Genomic DNA, 22,594 nt, shown 5'->3' on the forward strand with positions numbered 1-22,594 from the left:
GGGCGCGCGATTCCGCGACGAAGTTGCGGAATTGCTGGCACCCCGACAATTTTGCCGTGGTTTTGTGAGCGAGCGCTTGCGTGCCCCGAAGGGAAAACTGGGTTTCACGTGAGGTTTGAGCGCGGAATCGCTGGCACCCCGAACATATATAGCTCTTGATTTTGCTATGCCGGCGGGTCAGACCCTTTGGCTACGTTGCTGACGCAACTACGCCAAGAGGTCCGACCCGCCGGCTGCGCTTGCCTTGTCGGTTGAGATTGTCCTGCCGTCGCGCAGGGTAAGGGTACGCCAAACCGCCGGCTAAGTTAGGCTTAAACGATGAAGCAAATCTTAGTGGTCTGTACCGGAAACATCTGTCGCTCCCCGATGGGGGAGATTGTCTTGCGCGACCGGCTTGCGGCGGCGAGTATCAACGATGCCGTGACCGTAGCCTCTGCCGGAGTCTCCGATGAAGAACATGGTCACGGCCTAGATCGGCGCGCTGCGAAGGTCCTCAAGGAGGCCCACTACGAAGTCCCCCAAAACCACTTCGCTCACCGCGCGACTCGCGAGGAACTTCTCGGTTCCGACCTTATCCTCGCCATGACTGTCGGCCACGCCCGTGCGCTCGCCTCCCAGATGGAGGCCGTCGGCGATGACCTCGCGAAACTCCACCTGTGGCGTGAGTTTGATGGGACGCTGCCGGTCGCTCCCGAGGGGGTTTTCGGTCCGGGTGGGGCGCTATATGACGGGTCGGACGGGGACGATGGAAACCCCGAGCCTGCTGGGGGAGGTCAAGAGGGTTCAGCAAGGGCTTTCCGCGACCCAGCCCGCCAGCGCCAGCAGTCTAACTGGTCAAACTTTTATACTTCCGACGGAGCTTTCGATGTGCCGGATCCCTGGTATGGAACCTTGGACGACTTCTATGAGACTCTCGCAGTCGTTGAGGCGGGCGCCGACGGAATCGTGGCCTTCCTGTACGCCGAAAAAAGGGAGGTATAGGCGGGGCTGCTGACGCAACCCGGGTAAAAAACGCGATGAGTGGCATATATGGCAGCAGCGGTCAAAATCGCACGAGTTACATACACCTATTGACCTATAAAACCGCATTTCCTCCTCGAATCCGGCGCTACTCTCCGGTAAAGACCTCCACCAGTTTCTCCGCCTCCCGCGCGAGCCGCAAATCATGCGTTACGAGCGTCGCATTCATTTCCCTAGCTAACACGACATAAGCCGCGTCGTAAACAGTGAAACGGTGGCTGAGTGTAAGGCAGCGGAGTAGTTGTTCCTTCGTGGTTGGAAAAAGGAAGAGACTGATTCCGAAGAAATCGTCAAGAAGATTCAGGGATTCTTCTTCGGTCATGGCTCCGCTAAGAATCAGGGAACGTAGCGCGGAAATGAATTCCAGTTGAAGCAGGTCTGGAGCAATCCAAGTTCCTGGTTCCGGTGGCAGCTCGGGTCGATTCTCGTTGACGAGGTAGTCAACAAGAAATGAGTTGTCAATAACGTAAATCGGACCCTTTGGGTTAGGAAGCAAATTTTCTGGCATGTTCTTCCCGATCTTCACGAACTAGCTTCGCAATATTCTCCCTGCTGAGCTCTTTGAAACCACCTTGCGCGTATTTTCGCTCCATAACTTTTTGCCGCGCTGTCTCCTGCTGGTTCATCGCAGTGTCGTTTTTGATGAGTTGTTTTAAATAGGAATTTAGCGAGATGCCTTTGTGGGCAGCATTTTGTTTAAGCACGTCGCGGGTCTCTTCGGGAACATCGCGAATCTGAATCAAAACCATACATACATTGTGTATTGCATACACTCTGTATGTCAATAGTGTTTATCTGCTCACCCTCTAAACCTCTTCCCAGAATCCTGCAAATCCCTTGCAATCTGCTATACATTCACTTACACTTTAACCAGCAACGTACCTAGAAAGGACCTCTAAAATGGCTAAGACCGCAACCGTTTCCGCCCGTATCGACCCGACGATTAAACGCCAAGCCGAATTCATCCTGAGCCAACTCGGGATGCCGTCTGCGACCGCCATCGATATGTTTTATCGCCAAATCATTGCCCAGCGCGGCTTGCCTTTCGATGCCAAACTCACCTTCCCGGCCCCGAATGACATCTCTCAGATGACCAAGGAGGAGCTAGACCGCGAGCTCGAACATTCCTGGGCTCAAATGCTGGGCGGCGAGACAGTCCCCTTCGAAGAGGCCTCAGAAATGCTTCGTAAGGAATTTGGGCTATGAAATGCCAAGTTCAATATTCAGATGATGCAATCAAAGAATTGCGCAAGGTTTATTGGTATATCGCCGTTAATATTGGAGTGTCTCAAACTGCGGCGGAGCAATATGAACGCCTGGAAAAGGCGATCGGTTCTCTTGACGAAATGCCTTACCGCTTCCGCCAGTGGGAGACGGAACCGTGGCGCAGTCGCGGACTTCGGGTTATGGGTGTTGACAACTATGTCGTTTTGTATGTGCCGGACGACGATTCAATGACGGTAACAGTCCAGCATATTTTCTACGGCGGTGCTGACATTGAGTCGCGCCTAAAGGATGAATCGTAGTCCGCGGGCTCAATACCCTCCCCATTCGGAATTCTTTCAGGTTGGTTCATTAAAGAGGATGACAAAACATTAAGGTAAATCCCAGAATGACCCGCTATATTTCAATAGCGCCCAGGAAAGTCCCAGCTTTGGCCTGACAAACTCTACCTTTTGTCAAACATTCAAATCCGCGCTGACCTGGGCTAACAGAACTGTTTTCTTTTCTGGAGGGGTTCTCAGTTTTGTCTGAAAGAATCCTGAGTTATGATAATACTAATGGGATGGAGATCCCCTAAGTTTCTACAGGAAGGCATGAAAATGCGAAAAGCAACTAAGAGGAGGGCTGGACTCGCCGCCATCGGCGCCGTGAGTCTCGCGTTCTCAACCTTATTTGTCGGCCAGCTCGGAGCCATGGCTGCTGATCCGGTAACTACTAATACTGGCGTAACCCCTACCACAGGAGGTCGCACCACGGCTGACGCAATTCCTGCCGATGCTATTGCTGGCTCCGGCGTTTACAAACTCAGATCGTGGGGTGGCATTACCAGTGAATTGAACGAAACTGGTGAAGACAAGGGCGTTGGTGGCGCTCGCGTTACCGGTTATGCCGTATTGCTCGATTACTCCACCGCGGCAACTAATGGTGGTGAACAGAACACGGCTGTTCCTGAAGGAACCAAAATTTACATGCGTTGGACCGATAAAGATGGTGCGGTTTCCCCCATCTATGTTGCCCAGACGCATAACAATTATTCCACCGCACGGGATGGCGCTTACGCGTTCTCCATCCCGAAGTGGGTCGACTCCATGTACAAGACCCACTACTTCCGTCCGGGCGTTGCCAACCAGCCTAAGGTTCAGGTTTGGTTCGAGCCCTACACGGATCCGACCACTCAGGAACTCGTAGTACCAATCCGCAGCTCGCTGTCCAACCTCGGTAACCCCGGCTTGACTAGCGACGATTTTCTGGATAACAACAAGATTGGTGCCCAGTACCTCGACTTGCAATACATCAACAATGCGGTTCTCTGGGGCTACCAGATGCCTGCCGATTATATGCACGTCGAAGCCACCCAGAGCACTTCCGAATATGCCAATGTGCTTTCGGAAAAAATGAAAGGCCAGATTCAAGGCTCTGTTTGGATTGAAGAGGCTGGCTCCACCGGTGGTTCTGGTCCGATCAACGACCCGCCCGGCGATCCTGCGGCAGAAGGCTTCACCGTCTACATGTCCGCTTTGGATCCGTCCTGCCAGAAAGCCGCTGAGGCTGTTGACAAGGACGTTGCTGCTATGAAGGCTGTTATTAAAGCCAACCCGGGCTGTGTTGTTGAGACCATCAAGGATGTCACTGACTCTCAGGGGCGTTACTCCTTGCAGTTCCGCGACCAGGATGTCTTCAACCATGGCAACACCTTCTATGGTTGGGTCGAAGATCCGACTGGTCAAGTACTTCCGTCCTACTCCGCGTTTGCTGACAACGTATTCAATAACCCGGGCCAGAATGCCGGTCGCACCGAACCGCAGCCGGTCCCGGGTCCTAAGGTGATTTACACTGCTCGTTACATGTACGACGTTAACTTCGCTGTGGTTCCATACTACGCTTTGAACTTGACGCTGGACAAGCACGAAGTGACGAACAAAACCACCCCGGTCACCCCGTCCATCTCTGGCTATTCTTTCTCTCCTGCTGGTAACACCATCATCTGGACCGACAAAACTGGCAAGACTGTGAAGACCTGTGAAGGAATCAAGACCAACGGTGCGATTGCTGCCTGCACTTTGACCGCTCAGGCTGACGCTGTGAAAGGCGACAGCTACACCGCTACCTTGTACTATGGCGATACTGCGGTGGCTGCGGATTCTTTCATCTACACCGTGGGTGACAAAGATGGTGACGGCGTGCCGGATGACAAAGATCTCTGTGGCGACACCCCGGAGGGAGCTTCTGTTGACGCTGACGGCTGCACCATGGCTCAGCGCTACGTGCCGTCTTACACCGAAACCAAGGGCAAAGTTCTAGAATCTGCGACCTCTCAGGCGCCTACCTTTGATGACGTGACCACAACTGACAAGGTAGAGACTCTGGCTTACAACGAGCTCATCTTGAACAAGGGTCTGCCGACCCAGACAACCACCTCCGCGACCTTCGCTCCGGCTGAAGGCACCGCTGCTGAAAACGGTGCAGTGACCTACACGATTCCTTCTCAGGGCACCCACAACGTGCTGGTAGATGTGACTTACGCCGACAACACTGTTGACGAAGACGTGAAGGCTCCTTTCACCGCTGATGAGTCCATGGCCGATGAGAACACCCCGGGATACAATGACGGACACGGTAAACCCGGCGAAACCGTCACCTTGCCTCAGACCGGTGACGAATCGATGCCCGACGGCACCACCTATTCCGAGACTAACGATGATCCCAACGTGACCGTGAATCCCGATACGGGTGAAGTTACCGTGAACATTCCACAAGATGCTGTTCCCGGCACCCCGATTACCGGCACAGTCACCGTTACCTACCCGGATGGCTCCACTGAGGTCATCGACTGGAAGGTTATCGTCAAGGAGCCGGATGCCGAGCCGGCCGATGCGGAAACTTATGATCCGGTCTACACCGAGACCTTCGGTGCCAAGAACAAGACCGTGACTTCCGAGAACCCGACCTTTACGGATGCAACCGGTGGAGAGGCAACTGTTGAGGGCGCGACCTTCGCTCTTGGTGACGGTGTTCCGTCCGCTTTGACTGGTGTTTCGATTGACCAGAACACTGGTGCGATTACTGTAACCTTCCCGGCCGATGCTAAGGATAAAGATTCCTGGAACGTTCCGGTTGTTGTGACCTACGCTGATGGTTCCCAAGACAAGGTTTCAGCCAAGTTCACTGTGCGTGATTCCGACAACGACGGTGTGACTGACCCCGAGGATCCGACCAATCCCGGCGAGGGTGAGGATCAATGCCCCGGCACCCCTGAAGGTGCGGAAGTAGATCCGGAAACTGGTTGCTCTCTGCCGCCAACCATCGGAGATGTGCCCGATGTAGACGGTGTTGTTGACGAGCCAATCACCCCGGTCGTGGTTCCGATTGAGAACCCCGGTAAGGCTGACGTGGTATGCGAAGCTGAAGGCTTAGCTGCCGGCTTGACCATCACCTACAGCCCCACCCAGGGTGGCTGCGTGATCTCCGGCACCCCGACCGAGAAGAAAGACGGAAAGATTACCGTCACGGCAACCTATACACCGGGAGACAACCCGAATGGCGGTGGAACCTTGACCAGCGACGGCAACATCTTGATTGATGATGACGGCGACAAAGATAAGGTTCCGGATTCTAAGGATCAGTGCCCCGGAACTCCAGAAGGCGCGACGGTTGACCCCGAAACAGGATGCTCTATAGCTCCAAGCGTTCCAGAGGTTCCTAGTGTGGACGGCAAAGTAGACCAGCCAATCACCCCGGTTGTGGTTCCGATTGAGAACCCCGGTAAGACTGACCTCCTTAAGTGCGAGGCGACCGGTCTGGCTGCGGGCTTGAAGATTGAGCTGAACGCTGAAGGCACTGCCTGCGTTATCTCCGGCACTCCAACAGAAACCAAGACTGGCGGAGTCACAGTGACCGTGACTTACGATCCGAAGGATGACGGTAAGGATGAACCCGGCACTGTTACTGGAGACGGTAAAATTAACGTCACCAAGGATGAACCCGGCACTCCTGGCCCTGCTGGACCTACTGGACCCGCCGGACCGCAAGGCCCTGCTGGACCCGCCGGACCGCAAGGCCCTGCTGGACCCGCTGGACCGAGCCAGCCCCCGGTTGCAGGAGTGAATGAGCAGCCGAACACTCCGAACATCACCGTGCAGCTTCCGCAGGAGCCTCCGGTGGCGGGAGTGAATACCCCGGCTCCGGCCACCCCGGCAGTTGTCACCACCAATCCGCAACAGCCGCGGAACTTGGCTCGCACCGGCGTGGACGGGATCCTAGGATTCGCTGGCCTAGCGGTAGTTCTCTTAGCAGGTGGCGCGTTGCTCACCTTGCGGGGACGCAAGGAAAACGAGGCCTAAAGTCTCCGGCTGGGAGCCCTGATCAAACCGCTCCCAGCCGGGTCAGGCCCGACCCGGTCAGCAATGACCGTTTCGGTTGACTGTAAAGTCAGCCTGTAGAAACCCAAAGAGTGGGGAGTTCTTCGGAACTCCCCACTCGGGTTTTAAAGCTCATCTGGGTGGGATTTTTTTTGCAGGGGTGCGGTTTGCTTCGCTGGGGGTCAGACCCTTTGGCTACGTTGCTGACGCAGCTACGCCAAGAGGTCTGACCCGCCCGGCGTAGCGGCCGTCTTGAAACATCTGCTTCTTATGGGTGCAAAGTGGGTGCATGTCTATTGTGCAAATCCGCGGTCTCGATGAAGAGGTAAAAGCTGAGCTGCAACGCCAAGCCAAGGCGGAAGGGCGGTCGCTGAACAGCTATCTGAAGCGTGTGCTTTCAGATGTGGCTGAAACATTTCGCTCGCAAAAATCTGAACCGCGTTCGCAAAATCTAGTTGAGCTTCTGAACCGGACTGACACTTCCGATTATGACGACCTTCCACTTCCGCCACGGGAAATCCATCCTAACCCTCACATTCCGGATTTCTCTGAAGATGAGGATATCTGGTGAATTACCTCCTTGATACGAATGTAATAAGTGAGTTGCGACAATCCAAGCGAGCCAGAAATACATCGATGTTGCAGTGGATGTCGGGTAAGGAAACAGATAATTTCTTTATCAGCTCAATAACCCTGGAAGAAATTTACGATGGTATTTTGAGAGTCGAAAGCCGAGAGAATAAACAGGCTACTCGATTACGAAAGTGGTTCAAACATGATGTTATCAACGCTTTTCGAGGCAAGATTTTGTCGATAGATGAGTATGTTGCACTTCGAACTTCCGAGATTAACATTGTTCGAACCTACCCTGAGAATGACGCCTATATCGCTGCGACAGCGCTTGTTCACGCAATGCCCCTGGTGACCCGCAACGTTAAGGATTTTGAGGATATAGGTGGCTTGTCGCTCGTGAATCCCTTTGCTGACTAAATTTATGCGATTGACTCGGTGTTACCAGCCCGCTGTCGTTTCAACGCCCATCTTGCGCACTCTACCGTCCACTTGCCGTCGCTAGAAACTTTCCAGGCAACTTATGGCAATTTGCTAAACTATTGCCTCCAAGGCGTAAAATCAAAGCATGGACGAGGAAATCGAAATCCACACGGGCAGCGCTGCCGCCAATCCCGACACTCCCTTACGGCAGGCATTTCGCGGGGAGCGTCCCGACACTATTCCGGTGTGGTTTCTCGGCCAGTCCTATCTCCACACGCCCGAAAACTGGGCTGACCTTTCGCTTTCCGAACAAAATGCTTTCGCCCTGAATCCGAACCATGTCATTCCAGATGCGCTGGCTCCCGTAGAACAGTGGGATGTGGATGCGGCGGTCTGTTTTTCGGACGTACTCCTGCCTTTGCACCTGATGGGAATCGATTTACGGACGGGGCTGGGGGAGGACGGCGAAAAGATTATGCCCTTGCGCTCACCTTCGCGGGTGGACCAGTTGGTGAATCGTCCCTTTCCGGATTGGACTGCGGTGGAGCAAATTGTTCGCGAGGCTCGCGCCGCTTTGGCTCCGGAAAAGACTTTGATTGCGTTCGGGGCGGCGCCCTTTGTTGTGGCTTCGTTGCTGGTGGAGGGGATTGTTGACCCCGGCCAGCACCTTCAAACTCGCGTTTTTATGCAATCGCAGCCGCGCTGTTGGGATGAGCTAATTCGGTGGGCTTCGAACCTCCTGAAAGGCTTTTTGGCGGCTCAAGTTCGTGGCGGAGCCGAGGCGCTCCAGATGGTAGACCCGTGGGTGCGGGTTTTGACCGAGGGGGAATATGCCTGCATGGCCGAGCCCTATGCGCGTGGGATTTTCGAGGATTTCGGTGACATTACGAAGATTTCTTGCAATCTCGGAGCCGATCAGCTTCTCGGGATTATCGCGCCTTACGTGGACGTCTTGGGGATTGGTGACAACATCACCCTCGAGGACGCGGCGCGGCTCGCCCCGGGGAAAGTCCTCCAGGGGAATCTCGATACGGATTATTTATATGCCGATAGGGACACTTTGCGCGGGGTGGTGGACGAGGTTTTGCGGGCCGGTCGGGCGGCGCCTTCCCATGTTTTCAACTGCAGTGGCGGCCTGCCGCGGGATGTGGAGTCCGACGATATTCGCTGGGTAGTGGACTACGTCCACAATGCGCACTAACTGATTTTTCGGTTTTTACCGGTGGAGACTGGCTGAAATGAGAACAGTTTTACCATTTTGTCCCACTTGCACCAGTAAATTCCCTGGTTAGAGGGATGATGCCAGTTGTCCTAGTGAAGTTGAGTCGAGTATTATCAACTTCGACTAGCACTCTGGGAATAAGAGTGCTAAAATCGTTGTTGTGTTCAATGGAACCGAGAAATCGGGGACTTGAACCAGATGAGAGAAAACTATTGGAGGATGATTAATATGGCTACTTACCGCGATCCGTTTACTGAAATTGATCGTTTGTTCAACTCTGCGATGCACTCTCCGGCTACCCCGGGAATGCCGCTTGACCTTTACAAGGACGGTGACAAGTTCGTCGCGACCGTTGACCTTCCGGGCGTTTATCCCTCGACCATCGACATTGACGTTGAGGATCGCACCTTGACGATTTCCGCCAAGCGTGACGCTGTTGAAGGCGAGAACCTGCACTGGTTGACTCGCGAACGTCCCGCGGGAACTTTCGCTCGCCAGTTGACCTTGGGTTATGGGCTCGCGCTTGACAAGATTGCTGCAAACTATGAAGGCGGCGTCTTGACCGTGACGATTCCGGTGGCTGAGGAAAACAAGCCGCGCAAGATTTCCGTCAATGTCGGCGGTGGCTCTGACAAGGTCATCGAGGGCTAATCGAAGCGTTAGGAAACGCGGACGGTTTCGTTTTTGTGCCAGCACATCTGGAGCAAAGCGGAACCGTCCGCGTTTTTTACGGCGCGCCTCTCGCGGTTACTTTCACGGCGTGAGGACGTCGAGCCCGATCTCTCTACCCGCCTCGGCGAGCCTAAAATCGTATGTGACCAGGCAATCTGCTCCGCTCATCGATGCCCCCGCGAGGTTCAGAGCGTCGAGAGATCGGAGATTCGGGCCGTCTATGAGACCAGCCTTTCGGAATAGCAATGGGGGCATTTCCAGCAGTTTAACACCGGAAAGAAAAGCAGATACCTTATCTTGACCGACATCGGGAACTCGCCTTGCTGCCCGTCTAAGTTCAGTTTCTAAAAGATAAGTCGAAACCATGGTGGGGCGAACTTCTTCGGCGAGGTTACGAATTTCTTCGGTGTGTGCTTCTGTTGTGGTGAGGAATTTCATGGCCGCGGAGGTGTCGAGGTACCAAATCATTAGAAACGATCCTCCCGCAGTTCATCGAGCGTTTTCATAATCTCATCCCAAGAGCCAATCTCGACGGGATCAATTTTCAATAAATCATCAATGGTTCCGGTCGCAGGTTTCGCGACCGGCAGTCCCAGTTGTTTTTCGCGATACTCCTGCAAAGACACCACCGGCCTCCCATAACGCGTCACCGTAAAGACCTCACCGGCCTCCGCGCGCCGCAGAATCTCGCCGGAGTTATTGCGCAGTTCGCGTTGGGAAATCACCGTGGTCCCGTTGAGAGTTCGCGGCTTTTGGCGCGACTTCGCAGGCTTATCACTGTCGGGTGGGATCGGGGGAATTTCTTCAGCGCTCATATTTAAAGTGTAGCAACTTGTAGCACCAATTTGAAGACCTAAAATTTACTCTCGGCCACGGGAATCTTCGTCAGGGGTCTTACCCCCGCTTTGCCTTTAGTTGTGGCCATTTTGAAAACTCCTTTTCTCTCATTTTAGAGGGAACATATTGTTGGAGTAAACCGCTTGCAGTCCCAATCGGGAAGCGTCGGGGATAACTGCGTCGTTCAACAAGCGGACCACCTCAAGGGGGTGCTTGATGTTTTCGTTCAAGCGTCCGGCGTTCATCTTTCCGACCAGGGAGTTGGCCTCGGATTCCCTAATCGCGCCGACAAGAGCCTCGAGATTCCCAGTAATCGGCGGGACTGGGGTTGAGCGCAGGACCCGCTTCGGCAAGGTGACTCCGCCGTCCAACCCCCGCCACCACAGATACGCCGCCGAGGAGTTCAAAACCACCGCCGCGCGGTCGCGGTCCGCCTCATTTTCGAAGTACAGCCTGGCTTTTGAACCGCGGTTTAAAGGTTGGAACGAAGCCGAAATATAGTACCGCGGGGTCAACGGGACATCAAGGGCAAATCTGGTTTCGCGAGTGGTCGTCAAATCCCCGACAGTGAGAGTTTGCCTAGCAAGATAGTCCCAGGTCGGCGTCATCTCAGCGAGGACTTTCACCCACTCTCCGTCAGGCCCGATTCGCCGGTCCACCAAAAGCTTGCGACACTGGTCAAACATGGTTTCGCGGTCGGCAACTTGCCACCTCAGGATGGGTGTAACCCGCCAAGAGCTGGCCTTTGGGGAACAGATTGTGATGGCGGCGCGCACAAAGTTCGTTTTGGAAGTGTTGGCCGAGCCGTACTTGTAGCCCCGGAACAAAGTGTCTGGAACGTTGTCAAAGACGAGAACATCGCCGCCCTTGGCGTAGCGGTTGAGGACATCTCTAAGCGGCTGGAACTTGGGCGCGGCGAGATAGGAGGCGGGGGTGACCCCGATGAACCCGCGCGAAGTTTTCGCCACCCGTTCGGTGAAATAGGCAAACAGGTCATGACAGGAACCAGTCTCAAAGTCGGTTCGTTTCGGGGCGCGGGCGTAGGGCGGGTTGAAAATCACGAAATCGTGGGCGGGGGGCGCCTCGCGGGAGAGGAAATCGCGGCGCGTCGCGCGGGTGGCGAGCGCTTTCACGGCGTTGGTATCGCCCGGCGCGGCGAATTCGGCGGCGATTAATGCTACGGCGGTTCGAAGTGCGGTTGCGTCTTGATCAACAAGCAGCAAGCGGTTTTTGATGAACTCCGCGGGATCCGCCGAGACACTTGCCAAGTGCCACGCTAGGTTACCCACCCCACAGCACGGGTCGAGCCAGGTGCCTTTCGGGAAGGCAAGTGATTGTTCAGCCATGAAATGCGCCGCATCATCGGGGGTGAAGAACTGTCCGGAGGTCCTGCGCGAATCGCGGTCAAGCCGTGAGAGAAGCGCTTCGTAGCAGACCCCGATTTCCCCGATGGTCAGTCCGGATAGTATGCCTTCGTTTTGGGGGCCGGTGGCGGGCGGTTTGGTTGGGGCCGGTTTGACTCCGAGGACTTCAACAAGTTGTTCCGCCAAATCGGGGCGTTTGTGACAAACCAGGTTCGCCACCGCGGCCAGCCAGGAACGTCTAGTTGCAGTATTGCTAGTTCCCAAAAGGGCCTTGATGACGCGATTTACCCGCACCGGAGAAAAAGAGACGGTAAAGTTTCGGTCGCTTCTTGGTGAGCCGAGACGTGTCATGGGTGGAATCCGTCTTAATCAGAAATATGATTAGAAAGTGACTGCTGTAACTCGGGAAGATAATTCTCAATGACATCGCGGATTGTGTCCGTGGCAACAACGAAATATTCGTGAACCAGGATGTTACGTAAACCGCGAATTTGCGGCCAGGCTATATCGGAATGAATTATTGTGAATTCGGAGCTGAGATGATTCGCGGCTTCTCCTATGATTTGGAGGTTCCGCTCAATGGCATCCTCTACGAGCTCTACAAAGTCAGCGCTAGAATCGGATTGAATCAGGGAAAAATAGTTTCGGCATTTTGCAATCGCGCGCAACATATCTTTAATCCTGGCGCTGTCATCACGGCTCATAAACTCACCGACTCGGCACGGGCGGACTCGCTTACTTCGTGCTTTAGTAATGTTTCGGGAAAAATGTCGACGTTGCGCCCAAATAAAGCGCGTGTTTCCTCAAGTAGACCGGATGCTCGAAGCAGGATATTTCCGTCTGCAGGGCTCATGTCAACAAGAATGTCAATGTCACTGTCAGCGTTGGCATCCCCTCGAGCGACCGATCCGAACAGTCTTGGTTTGGTCGCGCGGTATTTATTCAACAAAGCATTAAAGTCGTCGTTGCGCTCGGCAAGCAATTCGCGCAAAGCGCGTGTTTCCGGGGAAATAGTTGCCGTAATCACCCGTTAATAATACCAGCTGAGCAACTTACACGTTAAACTTGAACTCGACGACGTCGCCGTCGCGCATGACGTAGTCCTTGCCTTCTTGGCGGATTTTGCCGAGTTCATGGGCTTTGTGGAGGCTGCCGATTTCGACCAGTTCGTCGTAGGAAATGACGTCAGCCTTGATGAAGCCGCGCTCAAAGTCGGTGTGGATGACGCCGGCTGCCTGGGGCGCGGTCCAGCCCTGGCGGATAGTCCAGGCGCGCGACTCCTTCTCCCCCGCGGTCAAGAAAGTCTGGAGCCCTAAAGTCGCGAATCCGACGCGCGCGAGCTTATCGAGTCCGGACTCCTCGATTCCCGCATCCGCCAGCATTTCCTTGGCATCCTCTTCGTCCAGCTCGACCAGCTCCGCCTCGAACTGTCCGTCCAGGAACACCGCCTCGGCGGGCGCCACCAATGCTGCCAGCTCCGCCTTTTTCGCCTCGTCTGCGAGCCCTGCCGAGTCCATATTGAAGACATAAATGAACGGCTTCGAGGTCATCAACTGGAACTGTTTGACAAGGTTCCCGTCGAGTTCGCCCTTGGCAATCGCGCTAGACAGCGTGCGGCCTTCGTTTAGAATCGCATCGCACTGTTCGGCCGCGGTCAAAACCTCCTTCGGTGTCTTTTTTCCGGTAACTTCTTTCTTCAGTCGGGGTATCGTTTTTTCAAGCGTCTGCAGGTCGGCAAGAATCAGCTCTGTCGAAATCGTCTCGATATCCGAAGCCGGATCAATCTTGCCCTCGACGTGAACCACATCCGGATCGGCGAAAGCGCGGGTGACCTGGCAAATTGCATCGGCCTCGCGGATGTTGGCGAGGAACTGGTTGCCGAGGCCCTCACCCTGGGAGGCCCCCTTGACGATGCCAGCAATATCAACGAAAGACACGGTTGCCGGTACAATCTTGACCGACTTAAACATCTCGGCCAGAACCCCGAGGCGCGCGTCCGGAAGCGGCACGACACCGACATTAGGCTCGATGGTCGCAAAAGGATAGTTTGCCGCCAAAACGTTTGCGCGGGTGAGCGCATTGAAAATAGTGGATTTGCCGACGTTCGGGAGTCCGGCGATGCCGATTGTTAAAGCCATATCCCCATCCTATCTGTTCCAGGGGGGATTCCCCTATAAAGTACGGTTCAGCGCAGGGGCTTCGGGAGGGTAAACGACGTGGTTTCGCGCGAAGTTTCCACGGTTTCCACCTCGTCGAATCCGCGGGAAGCGAGCCACTGGAGGACTTCCTCAACGAGCACTTCCGGCACGCTCGCGCCGGAGGTAACCCCGACTGTGGAAGCCCCCTCGAACCAGCTCGCCTCCATCTCGCCGACCCCGTCGACACGGTGGGCGGCGCGCGCCCCCGCCTCCAAAGCGACCTCCATCAGCCGGACAGAATTTGAGGAATTAGCCGACCCGACCACCACGACGACATCCGAGCGCGGCGCGATGGCTTTGACCGCACCCTGGCGGTTTTGGGTCGCGAAACAGATGTCGTCCGAGGGCGGGCTTACCAGTCCGGGGAAGCGTTTCTCGAGGCGGGACACGGTTTCACGGGTCTGGTCGACGGAGAGGGTGGTTTGGGACAGCCACACGACTTTTCCGGCTGCGTGGGTCTCGGCGGTTGCGTCGGCCGCGTTTTGGATTTCATTTTCACTAAAGTGCCGCCTCCGGTCGGCGCCTAAACCGTCCAAGTCAGGCAGGGCATCGACATCGCCGTCGGTGTCTATAACGTGAATCCGCTCGGGGGCGACCCCGAGCGTCCCTTCGACTTCCTCATGCCCCTGGTGGCCAATGAGAACAATTTCGAAGCCTTCATCGGCGTAGCGTCGCGCCTCGCGGTGAACCTTCATGACCAGCGGACACGTGGCGTCAATCACCTCGAGACCCCGGGCTTCGGCCTCGGCATAAACCGCGGGCGCAACCCCGTGGGCGGAAAACACCACGCGGGCACCTGGCGGAACCTCGTCGAGTTCGTTTACAAAAATTGCGCCGGCCTCGGCTAAAGTTTGGACAACAAACTTGTTGTGGACGATTTCTTTCCGGACATAGATTGGCGCGTCGTATAGTTCCAGCGCGCGGCGAACGGCAGTTACCGCGCGGTCAACGCCAGCGCAATATCCGCGAGGCGAGGCCAACAAGACTTTTCCCATAATTAAAACCTCAACATTTGGCGGGGTAAACGAGGGCGGTTTCGTCTTTTGCATAGCGCGAAGCGCGGAGCAAAGTGGAACCGTCCCCAGTCTGCGTAGCGAATTTTAACTTAAACCTCTACGCAGTCATAGGGACGATTCTTCTTTGCTCCATTCACGCGAACATTCCGCAAAGTAAAAACCGTCCCTAATCGCTCCGTTCTTTCCTTTGAGTTTAGCCGATTAATGGCAATTCGGCGAAGCGAAAATGTCGTCAAGAGGTCTCGTGGCAAGATAGATTCATGGATGAAAAACAGCCCTCCGCGCGGCTCGCCCGCGAAACGACCCGCGAGAACCCCTGGCCCTTGTCGCGTCTGCTCGATAATCTTGACCGCTATATCGATCGGATCGACGCCACCTGGGTGGAGGCTCAGGTCATCGAGTACAACCAACGTCCAGGAAACCGCATGTCTTTCTTCAAGGCGAAAGACCTCGAGGCTGACATGTCAATGCAGGTTAAGGCCTTCGGGGGAGTGATTGCGGCAGCGGGATCCGCGATGCAAGCGGGGGCTCGTGTCGTGATGCGGGTAAAGCCCGATTTCTATACAAAAACCGGCGACCTCGCCTTGATGGCTGCGGAGATCCACCCCGCAGGGGTTGGGGGTTTGCTCGAACAACTCGAACGCTTGAAGCAGCAGCTCGCCGCGGAAGGCCTATTCTCCCGGGAACACAAGAAGCCCCTGCCTTTTCTGCCGCGCAGAGTGGGGTTGATTTGTGGTCATCAAGCGCGAGCCGAGGCGGATGTCATCGAAAATGCCACGCGGCGCTGGCCTTTGGTGGAGTTTGAAATCCGTGAAGTCGCGGTTCAGGGCGACCGTTGTGCCCCGGAAGTTGCCGCGGCGATTGGCGAACTCGATGCGATTGCCGAGGTTGACGTAATTGTCGTGACTCGAGGTGGCGGGGCATTCGAAGATCTTCTCGGGTTCTCCGATGAACAGGTGGTGCGCGCGGCTTTTGCCGCCGTGACCCCGGTGGTGAGCGCGGTGGGTCACGAAGAGGATACGCCGCTGTTGGATTGGGTCGCCGATTTTCGCGCCTCCACCCCGACTGATGCGGCTAAGAGAATCGTTCCGGATCTCGAAGCGGAGCTGGAACTCATGGAGCGCGGGAGACAAAAGATGCGATCCTTCGTCTCATCGAGAATCGAATCTGGGCTCGAATGGCTGGCGGCGCTGCGAACCCGTCCCGTGATGCAAAATCCGGCTGCTTCCCTGGAGGAAAGACGCCGCGATATCGATCATGGCACCGAGGCCTTGCGGTTACGGGTAGGTGCAATTTTGGCGAGATACCGCCAAGAATTGGTCTCCTCCCGTGCGACCCTGACCGCGATTTCTCCGCGGGCAACTTTGGAGCGGGGCTACACCGTATTGCGCCTGCCGAATAAAACACTTGTGACTGATGCCGCGGCGGTCAAGAAGGGGGATCTCTTGGAGGCGGTGTTGGCTCGCGGTTCCTTGGTGGCCTCTGTAGTGGGAACCAATCAAGGCCGTAAAGAAGCAAACTGAGAGAAGGATTGAATAATGGCAACTGAAACTGAAAACGCAACCGCGACGGAATTCCCGGATATCGCGGAAATGTCTTATGAAGAGGCGCGAGCCGAGCTCATTGAAGTTGTGAAGGGTCTCGAAAATCCGGAGGCTCCCCTGGAAGATACAATGAAACTGTGGGATCGCGGGGAAGCATTGGCCGGTCACTGCCAGCAAATTCTTGACGCTGCTCAGGCGAAACTCGAAGCCCGCCAAGTCGGGTAAAGCGGAGCGGTTGTGGGCTTATCGGCAGCGCGCAGCGCATGAGCCGACAAGTAACTGGTGGAGCCGCTCGGAAAAACAAGTTTTTTCAGGCGGAACACCTCTGAGGGCGCCTGCACCCTGAAACTACTTTGCGTAACGAAGCAGAGTAGAAGGCAACCGTCCCCGTTGCTCGTATCCCCTGGCTAGCCTTCGAAAGGCGCCACGCTTAGGACTTCGACCTTGATGGTTTTACCGGCGGGGGTAGCGTATTCAACCTTGTCGCCGGCCTTGTGGCCAAGCAGCGCCGCCCCGAGGGGCGCCTCGGGAGAAAACACATCAATGTTCAGGCCATCATCGGCATCGCGGGAGCCCAAGAGGAACTTCATCTTGCGTGTCCCTACCTTGGCTTCCACTACCATCCCGGGGGTAACTATGCCGTCATCAGCGGCTTCTCCCACCTCGGCGTGCTTGAGGATCTCTTCCAACTCGAGGATGCGAGTTTCGTTGTGGGACTGCTCATCGCGAGCCGCGTGGTAGCCACCGTTTTCCTTGAGATCACCCTCGCGGCGAGCCAAGTCAATCTTCTTAGTGATTTCAGAGCGAATCGGGCCGGTGCGTTCTTCCAATTCCTTCTGGAGCCGGTCATAAGACGCCTGAGTCATCCACTTTTTCTTGACTTCTTCAGCCATTGTTGCCCTCCCTTATAAAAAGACATGCTTTATCTGATAATAAAAAAGATTAGCGCCTGCGACCGAAACTTTATGTGGCGCAAGCACACTCACTGTATCAAGATATTAAAAGTAAGTAAAACGGGAGAATAGCGCATTCGCTACGACATCGGGGACGGGTCAGACTGGCTGCACTTCGTTATGCCACTCATTACCGTCCCTGCTGGCTGCGCCGCTAACCGAGCACAGCGAAATACGCGGCCACACACTGACAGGCCCAAGCCACAACCGTCCAGGCGTGGAAAATTTCGTGAAACCCGAAATACTTTGGGGAAGGATTCGGCCACTTCAAAGCGTAAACCACGGCTCCCAGCGTATAGGCCAATCCGCCCGAAACGAGGAGCCAAAACGCCGGCTGACTCGCGGCAAACATTTGCGGAAGATACATTACCGCCGACCAACCCAAAATCACGTACAGCAGAGTCGAAAACCAGCGCGGAGCATGGGGCCAAATAATCGAGGTGGCGATCCCGAGAATCGAGCCAATCCAGACAACTGTGAGTAAAATCGTAGCCCGCTGCCCGTCCAGTAAACCCACCGAAACCGGCGTGTATGTCCCCGCAATCAAGAGGAAGATATTGGCGTGGTCGAACCGCCGCAACACCCCGTCAACCACTTGCGACCAGGAGCCTTGGTGGTAGACCGCGCTCATCGCAAACAACACCAGCGAGGCTGCGAGGTAAATCGCGCAAGCCGCTTTCAACTCCCACGGCGCCAGCACCAGCAATACGATCGAGGCCGCCAGCGACAGCGGCGCAGCTACCGTGTGAATCCACCCGCGCAGCGCGGGTTTCCGGCGCATCGCTTTCCAATCCCAACGCGGGAAACGGTAGGGCTTACCGGTGCGCGGGTTGATAGGACGCGGAAATCCCGCGGGAATCAGGTGGTGACGCGGGGCTTTCTCGGGAGTCGTTGGGGTCTCGGCGGGATCGCCATAGATGGGGGCTGGAGCTTGAAGTTCCGAGGTCGGCAAGGTGCCTGCCGAAGACTCAGAGTCCGCGCGGTTTTTCGGGGATTCCTTTGCTGACGCAACCATCGCCTTCCCTTTTACTGCCGTGTTCATCAAACCACCCCCCGATGCCACAATCTTAGGATTTTTGTGCTTAACTGATTATGTGAACACGGACGGAAAAAAGTCAAAACTTGGGCTGCTGTATGACATTTACGCTCGCCGATTGATGCGTGAAATCGATCCGAAAAAAATCCCCCAACACATCGGAATTATCCTTGACGGAAACCGGCGCTGGGCGCGCGCGGAAGGCGCACCTGACATGCGTGGACATCAGCGCGGAGCCTTGAAAATCCAGGAAGTCCTCGGGTGGTGTGAACCCTGGCCGGTCAAGGTGGTGACCTTGTGGATGCTATCGATTGACAACCTGGAGCGTTCCGCGGAAGAACTTGGGCCGCTGCAAAAGACCATCGGTAAAACCGTGGGGCGGCTTAGGGAATCCGGGCGGTATCGGTTGCGAGTTTTGGGAGATACCAGCCTGGTGGATCCAGCGTTAGCAGAGGTTTTGGCTAGGGTCGACGGCACCGGACCGGAAGGCGCGATGGTTGTGAATATCGCCGTAGCCTACGGGGGACGCCAAGAGATTCTCGAGGCAGTACGCGGGTACCTGCGTGAGTGCGAGAAATCCGGGCAAACCCTTGGGGACGTCGAAAACAATCTAACCTTGGAAGACATTGGCGCCCACCTCTATACTCGGGGGCAACCCGACCCTGACCTCGTGATTCGGACCTCCGGAGAACAAAGGCTTTCGGGATTTCTACTGTGGCAATCGGCGAATTCGGAGTTCTATTTTTGTGAGACTTATTGGCCGAGTTTCCGCCACATTGACTTCCTGCGGGCGCTGCGCGACTACGCCTCCCGGGAGCGTCGCCTCGGGAAGTAACAAAAAATGTTAGAAATACGTTAACTTGCGGGTTTTATCCGGCGCGCGCTCGGGCGTGTCGATAGGCTGAAGTTATGACAACAGCGCCTCGAACCTACGTTCTTGATACCTCCGTTTTGCTCTCCGATCCGAAAGCCCTCCTGAAGTTTGCTGAACATCAAGTTGTGCTTCCGGTCATCGTGATTACGGAACTCGAAAAGAAACGCCACGACCCGGAACTGGGGTATTTCGCGCGCAAAGCCCTGCACCTCCTTGATGACCTCCGCATCGCCAACGGGCGACTCGACCAACCAGTTCCGGTCGGTTCCCAAGGCGGAACAGTAAGGGTTGAATTGAATTCCATTGATGAATCTATCCTCCCAAGTGGCATGCGGCTGGGCGATAATGACACGAAAATCCTGGCGGTCGCGGCGAACCTAGCCAAAACAGGCGCGGAGGTCACGGTTGTTTCTAAAGACCTGCCGATGCGGGTGAAAGCCTCATCTATCGGGCTGGATACGGATGTGTACCGCAACACGCTTTCCTCGCGCGACGCCTACCAAGGCATTGTCTTCGCCGAGATGAGCGAACAGGACATGTCTCGTCTCTATAAAGAAGGCGAGGTCGAGTCCGAAACCATTGTCCTGACAAACGGCCCTGACGCGAATGACGGGGACACCGCGGTCTACGGCAGCGGGTCCGACGCACTCTTGGGTGAGGACGAGAACTCGGGAGAATTAGAAGAAGCCGAGATTCTTTCCCTGGGCGAACAGCCAGTTCACACGGGCATTATCTTGAATTCTCCGCGAGGCTCGGCTCTGGGGACGATTTGGGCGGACGGCAAGGTTCACCTCGTGCGGACCGATCGGGAACTGTTCGGGGTGAAGGGCCGTTCCGCGGAGCAAAGGATTGCCATGGATCACCTCGTGAATCCGGAGATCGGGATTGTCTCGCTCGGAGGTCGCGCTGGCACCGGCAAGTCCGCGCTCGCCTTGGCAGCCGGACTAGACGCGGTGGTAGAACGGCGCGAACACCGGAAAATCATTGTTTTCCGGCCGATTTACGCGGTGGGCGGCCAGACACTTGGATACCTTCCGGGAACCGGCGAAGAAAAGATGGATCCTTGGGGGCAAGCCGTTTTTGACACACTGTCCTCGATTGTCGCCCCGGAAGTCGTCGATGAAGTCGTGTCGCGAGGTCTCTTGGAAGTTTTGCCGCTGACACATATTCGCGGGCGTTCTCTCCACGACGCTTTCGTAATAGTGGACGAGGCCCAGTCTTTGGAGCGCAACGTGCTTTTGACAGTGCTCTCTCGGATGGGACAAAACGCAAAGATTGTCCTGACACATGATGTGTCCCAGCGCGATAACCTTCGGGTCGGGCGCTACGACGGAATTGCAGCGGTGATTGAGGATTTGAAAGGTTCCAAGCTCTTCGCTCACACGACTCTCGTGCGATCCGAGCGTTCGGCGATCGCGGATTTGGTGACCCAATTGCTGGATCGATGAACCATTAGGCGAGCCAATCCGAGATACAATCGCGAATTCTTTGTTCGGACTTTTACTGTAAATATAGGGTTTTGAGTGTTGATACCGGGAATATCACCCCTTGACTGTTAGGTTTACAAACGTGCGTGATGATGAAAACCCGCAAAGTCTGCCTTTCCCTCCAGAGGCGCAATCCCTCCTAATGCGCTCGGCCATTGCGGCCGCGGTCGCCTCCAAGCGTCTCGCGGAGGAGCGCGGAGTTTTCCGGTTGACCCCCTCAGAATGGGCCGAACTGGAAAGCTCCATGCAGTCCTAGTTTTGAAAAACCGTCTCTATTCCGGCCCTCTTGGGGTTTTAAACGAGTGCGTACTGGTAGACTTGGGAAGTAAATATATTCCGAGCAAGGATGAGTCATGCCTGCGGTAGTAGTTTTGGGCGCCCAATGGGGCGATGAAGGTAAAGGCAAAGCCACTGATCAGCTTTCGAAAGATGTGGATTTTGCCGTCAAATACAATGGCGGAAACAACGCCGGACATACGGTGGTGGTGAACGGGGAGACATTCGCCCTCCACCTGATTCCGACGGGGATTCTTTCCCCGCGGGTGACGCCCGTTATCGGCAACGGCACCGTAATTGACTTGAAGGTATTATTCCAAGAAATCGAAGAACTGGAGATGCGCGGCGTGTCCTGTCAGCGCTTGCTGGTTTCCTCCCGTGCCCACCTTGTCACCCCGTACTCTCTTTGTATCGACGAAGGCAGCGAGCTACTGCGCGGAGACAAAGCTATCGGAACCACCAAGCGGGGTATCGGCCCGACCTATGCCGAGAAAATGTACCGTACCGGTCTCCAGGTTCAGGACTTGTTCGATCCGGAGGGGCTCGGGGACAAGGTCACCGAGATTGCGAAACTAAAGAACCCGATTATTGAACATGTCTACCATCTAGATCCGCCCGATCCGGTGGAGGTGACGGCAGAGTTGCTGCAGTTCTCGGAGCGGCTGCGGCCGATGGTGACGAATACGTCTTTGGTTTTGAATAATGCTTTGGACGAAGAACGGGTCGTGCTATTTGAAGGCGGGCAGGCGACGATGCTCGATATTGACCACGGCACCTATCCTTATGTGACTTCATCGAACTGCACGGCGGGCGGAGCGTGTACCGGAACCGGTATTGGCCCGACCCGTATCGATCGAGTTGTCGGGGTAATGAAGGCCTACACGACCCGTGTGGGTGAGGGTCCGTTCCCCACCGAGCTCAATGATGAGGTCGGCGAGCAATTGCGTCAGCTCGGCGGCGAATTTGGGGCGACAACTGGTCGGCCGCGGCGTACCGGTTGGTTTGACGCGGTTGTGGTGAGTTATGCAGTGAGGGTTAATGGGCTTACCGACTTGGTGATGACCAAGCTCGATGTCTTGAGCGAATACGAGACGATTCCGGTTTGCACCGGCTATGAGATTCCTGGGGGACGCACGGACCAGATGCCGGATAGCGCGAAGGATTTCGCGGCGGCTCGCCCGATTTATGAGGAAATCCCGGGATGGAAGGGATCTGATATCGAGGGCATTACCGACTGGCGTAAACTCCCCGAAGCGGCTCAGAAATACGTGGAGTTTGTTGAAGATCGCGTCGGCTGCCGGATTTCGGTTATCGGAACCGGGGCTTCGCGTGAAGATGCCATCGTTCGGCATGAGTTAATTTAACGGCGGAGGCGTTAAGCGACGGGGCGTTTTGCCGTCGTAGCCGGAGCGCTGGTTGGTTAACGGCGGAGGCGTGCGGAGCGGTCTGGGACGGTTTCGGCTTTGTATAGTTCCGAAGGAACGGAGCAAAGTGGAGCCGTCTCTACGGCTGCGTAGCGA

General features: G+C 55.6%; 25 protein-coding genes. 14 read left to right on the forward strand and 11 right to left on the reverse strand.

What is annotated here, in order from left to right; translation table 11 throughout:
- Positions 1 to 318: 318 nt before the first annotated feature.
- The gene (locus tag FYJ63_RS06795) at positions 319 to 981 is read left to right on the forward strand and encodes a low molecular weight protein-tyrosine-phosphatase (RefSeq protein WP_154545085.1); all 663 of its coding nucleotides are present in this window, start codon (positions 319 to 321) and stop codon (positions 979 to 981) included.
- A 127-nt stretch (positions 982 to 1,108) separates the two neighbouring features.
- Here FYJ63_RS06795 and FYJ63_RS06800 read toward each other — a convergent pair whose 3' ends face one another.
- Together FYJ63_RS06800 and FYJ63_RS06805 are read right to left on the reverse strand one after the other, a co-directional pair.
- Entirely contained in the window at positions 1,109 to 1,528 is a 420-nt protein-coding gene (locus FYJ63_RS06800; RefSeq protein WP_154545087.1) for a type II toxin-antitoxin system VapC family toxin, read from the reverse strand.
- Positions 1,506 to 1,763 carry a FitA-like ribbon-helix-helix domain-containing protein gene (locus FYJ63_RS06805; RefSeq protein WP_229770040.1) on the reverse strand — a complete coding sequence of 86 codons (258 nt, stop codon included), beginning with the start codon at positions 1,761 to 1,763 and terminating at the stop codon, positions 1,506 to 1,508. Before FYJ63_RS06805 ends, FYJ63_RS06800 begins: the two co-directional genes overlap by 23 nt.
- A 157-nt stretch (positions 1,764 to 1,920) precedes the next feature.
- Here FYJ63_RS06805 and FYJ63_RS06810 point away from each other — a divergent pair, with 157 nt between their 5' ends.
- The 7 genes from FYJ63_RS06810 to FYJ63_RS06840 all read left to right on the forward strand — a co-directional run bounded on the left by FYJ63_RS06810 (position 1,921) and on the right by FYJ63_RS06840 (position 9,468).
- The gene (locus FYJ63_RS06810; protein ID WP_154545091.1) at positions 1,921 to 2,226 is read left to right on the forward strand and encodes a type II toxin-antitoxin system RelB/DinJ family antitoxin; all 306 of its coding nucleotides are present in this window, start codon (positions 1,921 to 1,923) and stop codon (positions 2,224 to 2,226) included.
- Entirely contained in the window at positions 2,223 to 2,546 is a 324-nt protein-coding gene (locus FYJ63_RS06815) for a type II toxin-antitoxin system RelE/ParE family toxin (RefSeq protein ID WP_154545093.1), read from the forward strand. Before FYJ63_RS06810 ends, FYJ63_RS06815 begins: the two co-directional genes overlap by 4 nt.
- Positions 2,547 to 2,843: 297 nt before the next feature.
- On the forward strand, positions 2,844 to 6,584 hold the full coding sequence (locus tag FYJ63_RS11025) for a Rib/alpha-like domain-containing protein (RefSeq protein WP_195839357.1): 3,741 nt from the start codon (positions 2,844 to 2,846) through the stop codon (positions 6,582 to 6,584).
- A 307-nt stretch (positions 6,585 to 6,891) separates the two neighbouring features.
- A complete protein-coding gene (locus FYJ63_RS06825; protein ID WP_154545095.1) occupies positions 6,892 to 7,173 on the forward strand; it encodes a FitA-like ribbon-helix-helix domain-containing protein in 282 nt (93 codons plus the stop codon).
- Positions 7,170 to 7,592, forward strand: coding sequence for a PIN domain-containing protein (locus FYJ63_RS06830; protein ID WP_195839358.1), 423 nt, complete (start codon positions 7,170 to 7,172; stop codon positions 7,590 to 7,592). Before FYJ63_RS06825 ends, FYJ63_RS06830 begins: the two co-directional genes overlap by 4 nt.
- A 148-nt stretch (positions 7,593 to 7,740) precedes the next feature.
- Complete coding sequence (locus FYJ63_RS06835; RefSeq protein WP_154545100.1) at positions 7,741 to 8,796, forward strand: uroporphyrinogen decarboxylase family protein; 1,056 nt, start codon at positions 7,741 to 7,743, stop codon at positions 8,794 to 8,796.
- A 249-nt stretch (positions 8,797 to 9,045) separates the two neighbouring features.
- Entirely contained in the window at positions 9,046 to 9,468 is a 423-nt protein-coding gene (locus FYJ63_RS06840; RefSeq protein WP_154545102.1) for an Hsp20/alpha crystallin family protein, read from the forward strand.
- Between the two features lie 102 nt (positions 9,469 to 9,570).
- Here FYJ63_RS06840 and FYJ63_RS06845 read toward each other — a convergent pair whose 3' ends face one another.
- The 7 genes from FYJ63_RS06845 to ispH form a co-directional block, all read right to left on the reverse strand.
- Positions 9,571 to 9,957, reverse strand: a complete 387-nt coding sequence (locus tag FYJ63_RS06845; RefSeq protein WP_154545104.1) for a type II toxin-antitoxin system VapC family toxin — start codon at positions 9,955 to 9,957, stop codon at positions 9,571 to 9,573.
- The gene (locus FYJ63_RS06850; RefSeq protein WP_154545106.1) at positions 9,957 to 10,304 is read right to left on the reverse strand and encodes a type II toxin-antitoxin system Phd/YefM family antitoxin; all 348 of its coding nucleotides are present in this window, start codon (positions 10,302 to 10,304) and stop codon (positions 9,957 to 9,959) included. Before FYJ63_RS06850 ends, FYJ63_RS06845 begins: the two co-directional genes overlap by 1 nt.
- 129 nt (positions 10,305 to 10,433) lie before the next feature.
- Positions 10,434 to 12,041: an N-6 DNA methylase gene (locus tag FYJ63_RS06855; RefSeq protein WP_154545108.1), complete on the reverse strand. Its 1,608-nt coding sequence runs from the start codon at positions 12,039 to 12,041 to the stop codon at positions 10,434 to 10,436.
- A gap of 14 nt (positions 12,042 to 12,055) precedes the next feature.
- Positions 12,056 to 12,394, reverse strand: coding sequence for a HepT-like ribonuclease domain-containing protein (locus tag FYJ63_RS06860; RefSeq protein ID WP_154545110.1), 339 nt, complete (start codon positions 12,392 to 12,394; stop codon positions 12,056 to 12,058).
- Complete coding sequence (locus tag FYJ63_RS06865; RefSeq protein ID WP_277028655.1) at positions 12,391 to 12,717, reverse strand: nucleotidyltransferase family protein; 327 nt, start codon at positions 12,715 to 12,717, stop codon at positions 12,391 to 12,393. Before FYJ63_RS06865 ends, FYJ63_RS06860 begins: the two co-directional genes overlap by 4 nt.
- Before the next feature lie 25 nt (positions 12,718 to 12,742).
- A complete protein-coding gene (gene ychF, locus FYJ63_RS06870; protein ID WP_154545112.1) occupies positions 12,743 to 13,828 on the reverse strand; it encodes a redox-regulated ATPase YchF in 1,086 nt (361 codons plus the stop codon).
- Positions 13,829 to 13,875: 47 nt separating this feature from the next.
- Positions 13,876 to 14,883, reverse strand: a complete 1,008-nt coding sequence (gene ispH, locus FYJ63_RS06875; RefSeq protein ID WP_154545114.1) for a 4-hydroxy-3-methylbut-2-enyl diphosphate reductase — start codon at positions 14,881 to 14,883, stop codon at positions 13,876 to 13,878.
- 281 nt (positions 14,884 to 15,164) lie between these two features.
- Here ispH and xseA point away from each other — a divergent pair, with 281 nt between their 5' ends.
- Both xseA and FYJ63_RS06885 read left to right on the forward strand, forming a co-directional pair.
- Complete coding sequence (gene xseA / locus FYJ63_RS06880) at positions 15,165 to 16,427, forward strand: exodeoxyribonuclease VII large subunit (protein WP_154545116.1); 1,263 nt, start codon at positions 15,165 to 15,167, stop codon at positions 16,425 to 16,427.
- 15 nt (positions 16,428 to 16,442) lie between these two features.
- Positions 16,443 to 16,673, forward strand: coding sequence for an exodeoxyribonuclease VII small subunit (locus FYJ63_RS06885; protein WP_154545118.1), 231 nt, complete (start codon positions 16,443 to 16,445; stop codon positions 16,671 to 16,673).
- Between the two features lie 182 nt (positions 16,674 to 16,855).
- On the opposite strand, the gene greA is transcribed toward FYJ63_RS06885, so the two are convergent.
- Together greA and trhA are read right to left on the reverse strand one after the other, a co-directional pair.
- Positions 16,856 to 17,341, reverse strand: a complete 486-nt coding sequence (greA, locus tag FYJ63_RS06890) for a transcription elongation factor GreA (protein ID WP_154545120.1) — start codon at positions 17,339 to 17,341, stop codon at positions 16,856 to 16,858.
- 214 nt (positions 17,342 to 17,555) lie between these two features.
- Complete coding sequence (trhA, locus tag FYJ63_RS06895; protein ID WP_229770045.1) at positions 17,556 to 18,182, reverse strand: PAQR family membrane homeostasis protein TrhA; 627 nt, start codon at positions 18,180 to 18,182, stop codon at positions 17,556 to 17,558.
- 313 nt (positions 18,183 to 18,495) lie between these two features.
- On the opposite strand from trhA, the gene uppS reads away from it, so the two are divergent.
- The 4 genes from uppS to FYJ63_RS06915 all read left to right on the forward strand — a co-directional run bounded on the left by uppS (position 18,496) and on the right by FYJ63_RS06915 (position 22,438).
- Entirely contained in the window at positions 18,496 to 19,272 is a 777-nt protein-coding gene (gene uppS, locus FYJ63_RS06900; RefSeq protein ID WP_338106869.1) for a polyprenyl diphosphate synthase, read from the forward strand.
- Between the two features lie 74 nt (positions 19,273 to 19,346).
- The gene (locus FYJ63_RS06905; RefSeq protein ID WP_154545124.1) at positions 19,347 to 20,759 is read left to right on the forward strand and encodes a PhoH family protein; all 1,413 of its coding nucleotides are present in this window, start codon (positions 19,347 to 19,349) and stop codon (positions 20,757 to 20,759) included.
- A gap of 121 nt (positions 20,760 to 20,880) precedes the next feature.
- Positions 20,881 to 21,054 carry a cutinase gene (locus FYJ63_RS06910; protein ID WP_277028661.1) on the forward strand — a complete coding sequence of 58 codons (174 nt, stop codon included), beginning with the start codon at positions 20,881 to 20,883 and terminating at the stop codon, positions 21,052 to 21,054.
- Positions 21,055 to 21,151: 97 nt separating this feature from the next.
- On the forward strand, positions 21,152 to 22,438 hold the full coding sequence (locus FYJ63_RS06915) for an adenylosuccinate synthase (RefSeq protein ID WP_154545128.1): 1,287 nt from the start codon (positions 21,152 to 21,154) through the stop codon (positions 22,436 to 22,438).
- Positions 22,439 to 22,594 lie beyond the last annotated feature (156 nt).

It is taken from the genome of Mobiluncus porci (assembly GCF_009695935.1).
Taxonomy (GTDB): domain Bacteria; phylum Actinomycetota; class Actinomycetes; order Actinomycetales; family Actinomycetaceae; genus Mobiluncus; species Mobiluncus porci.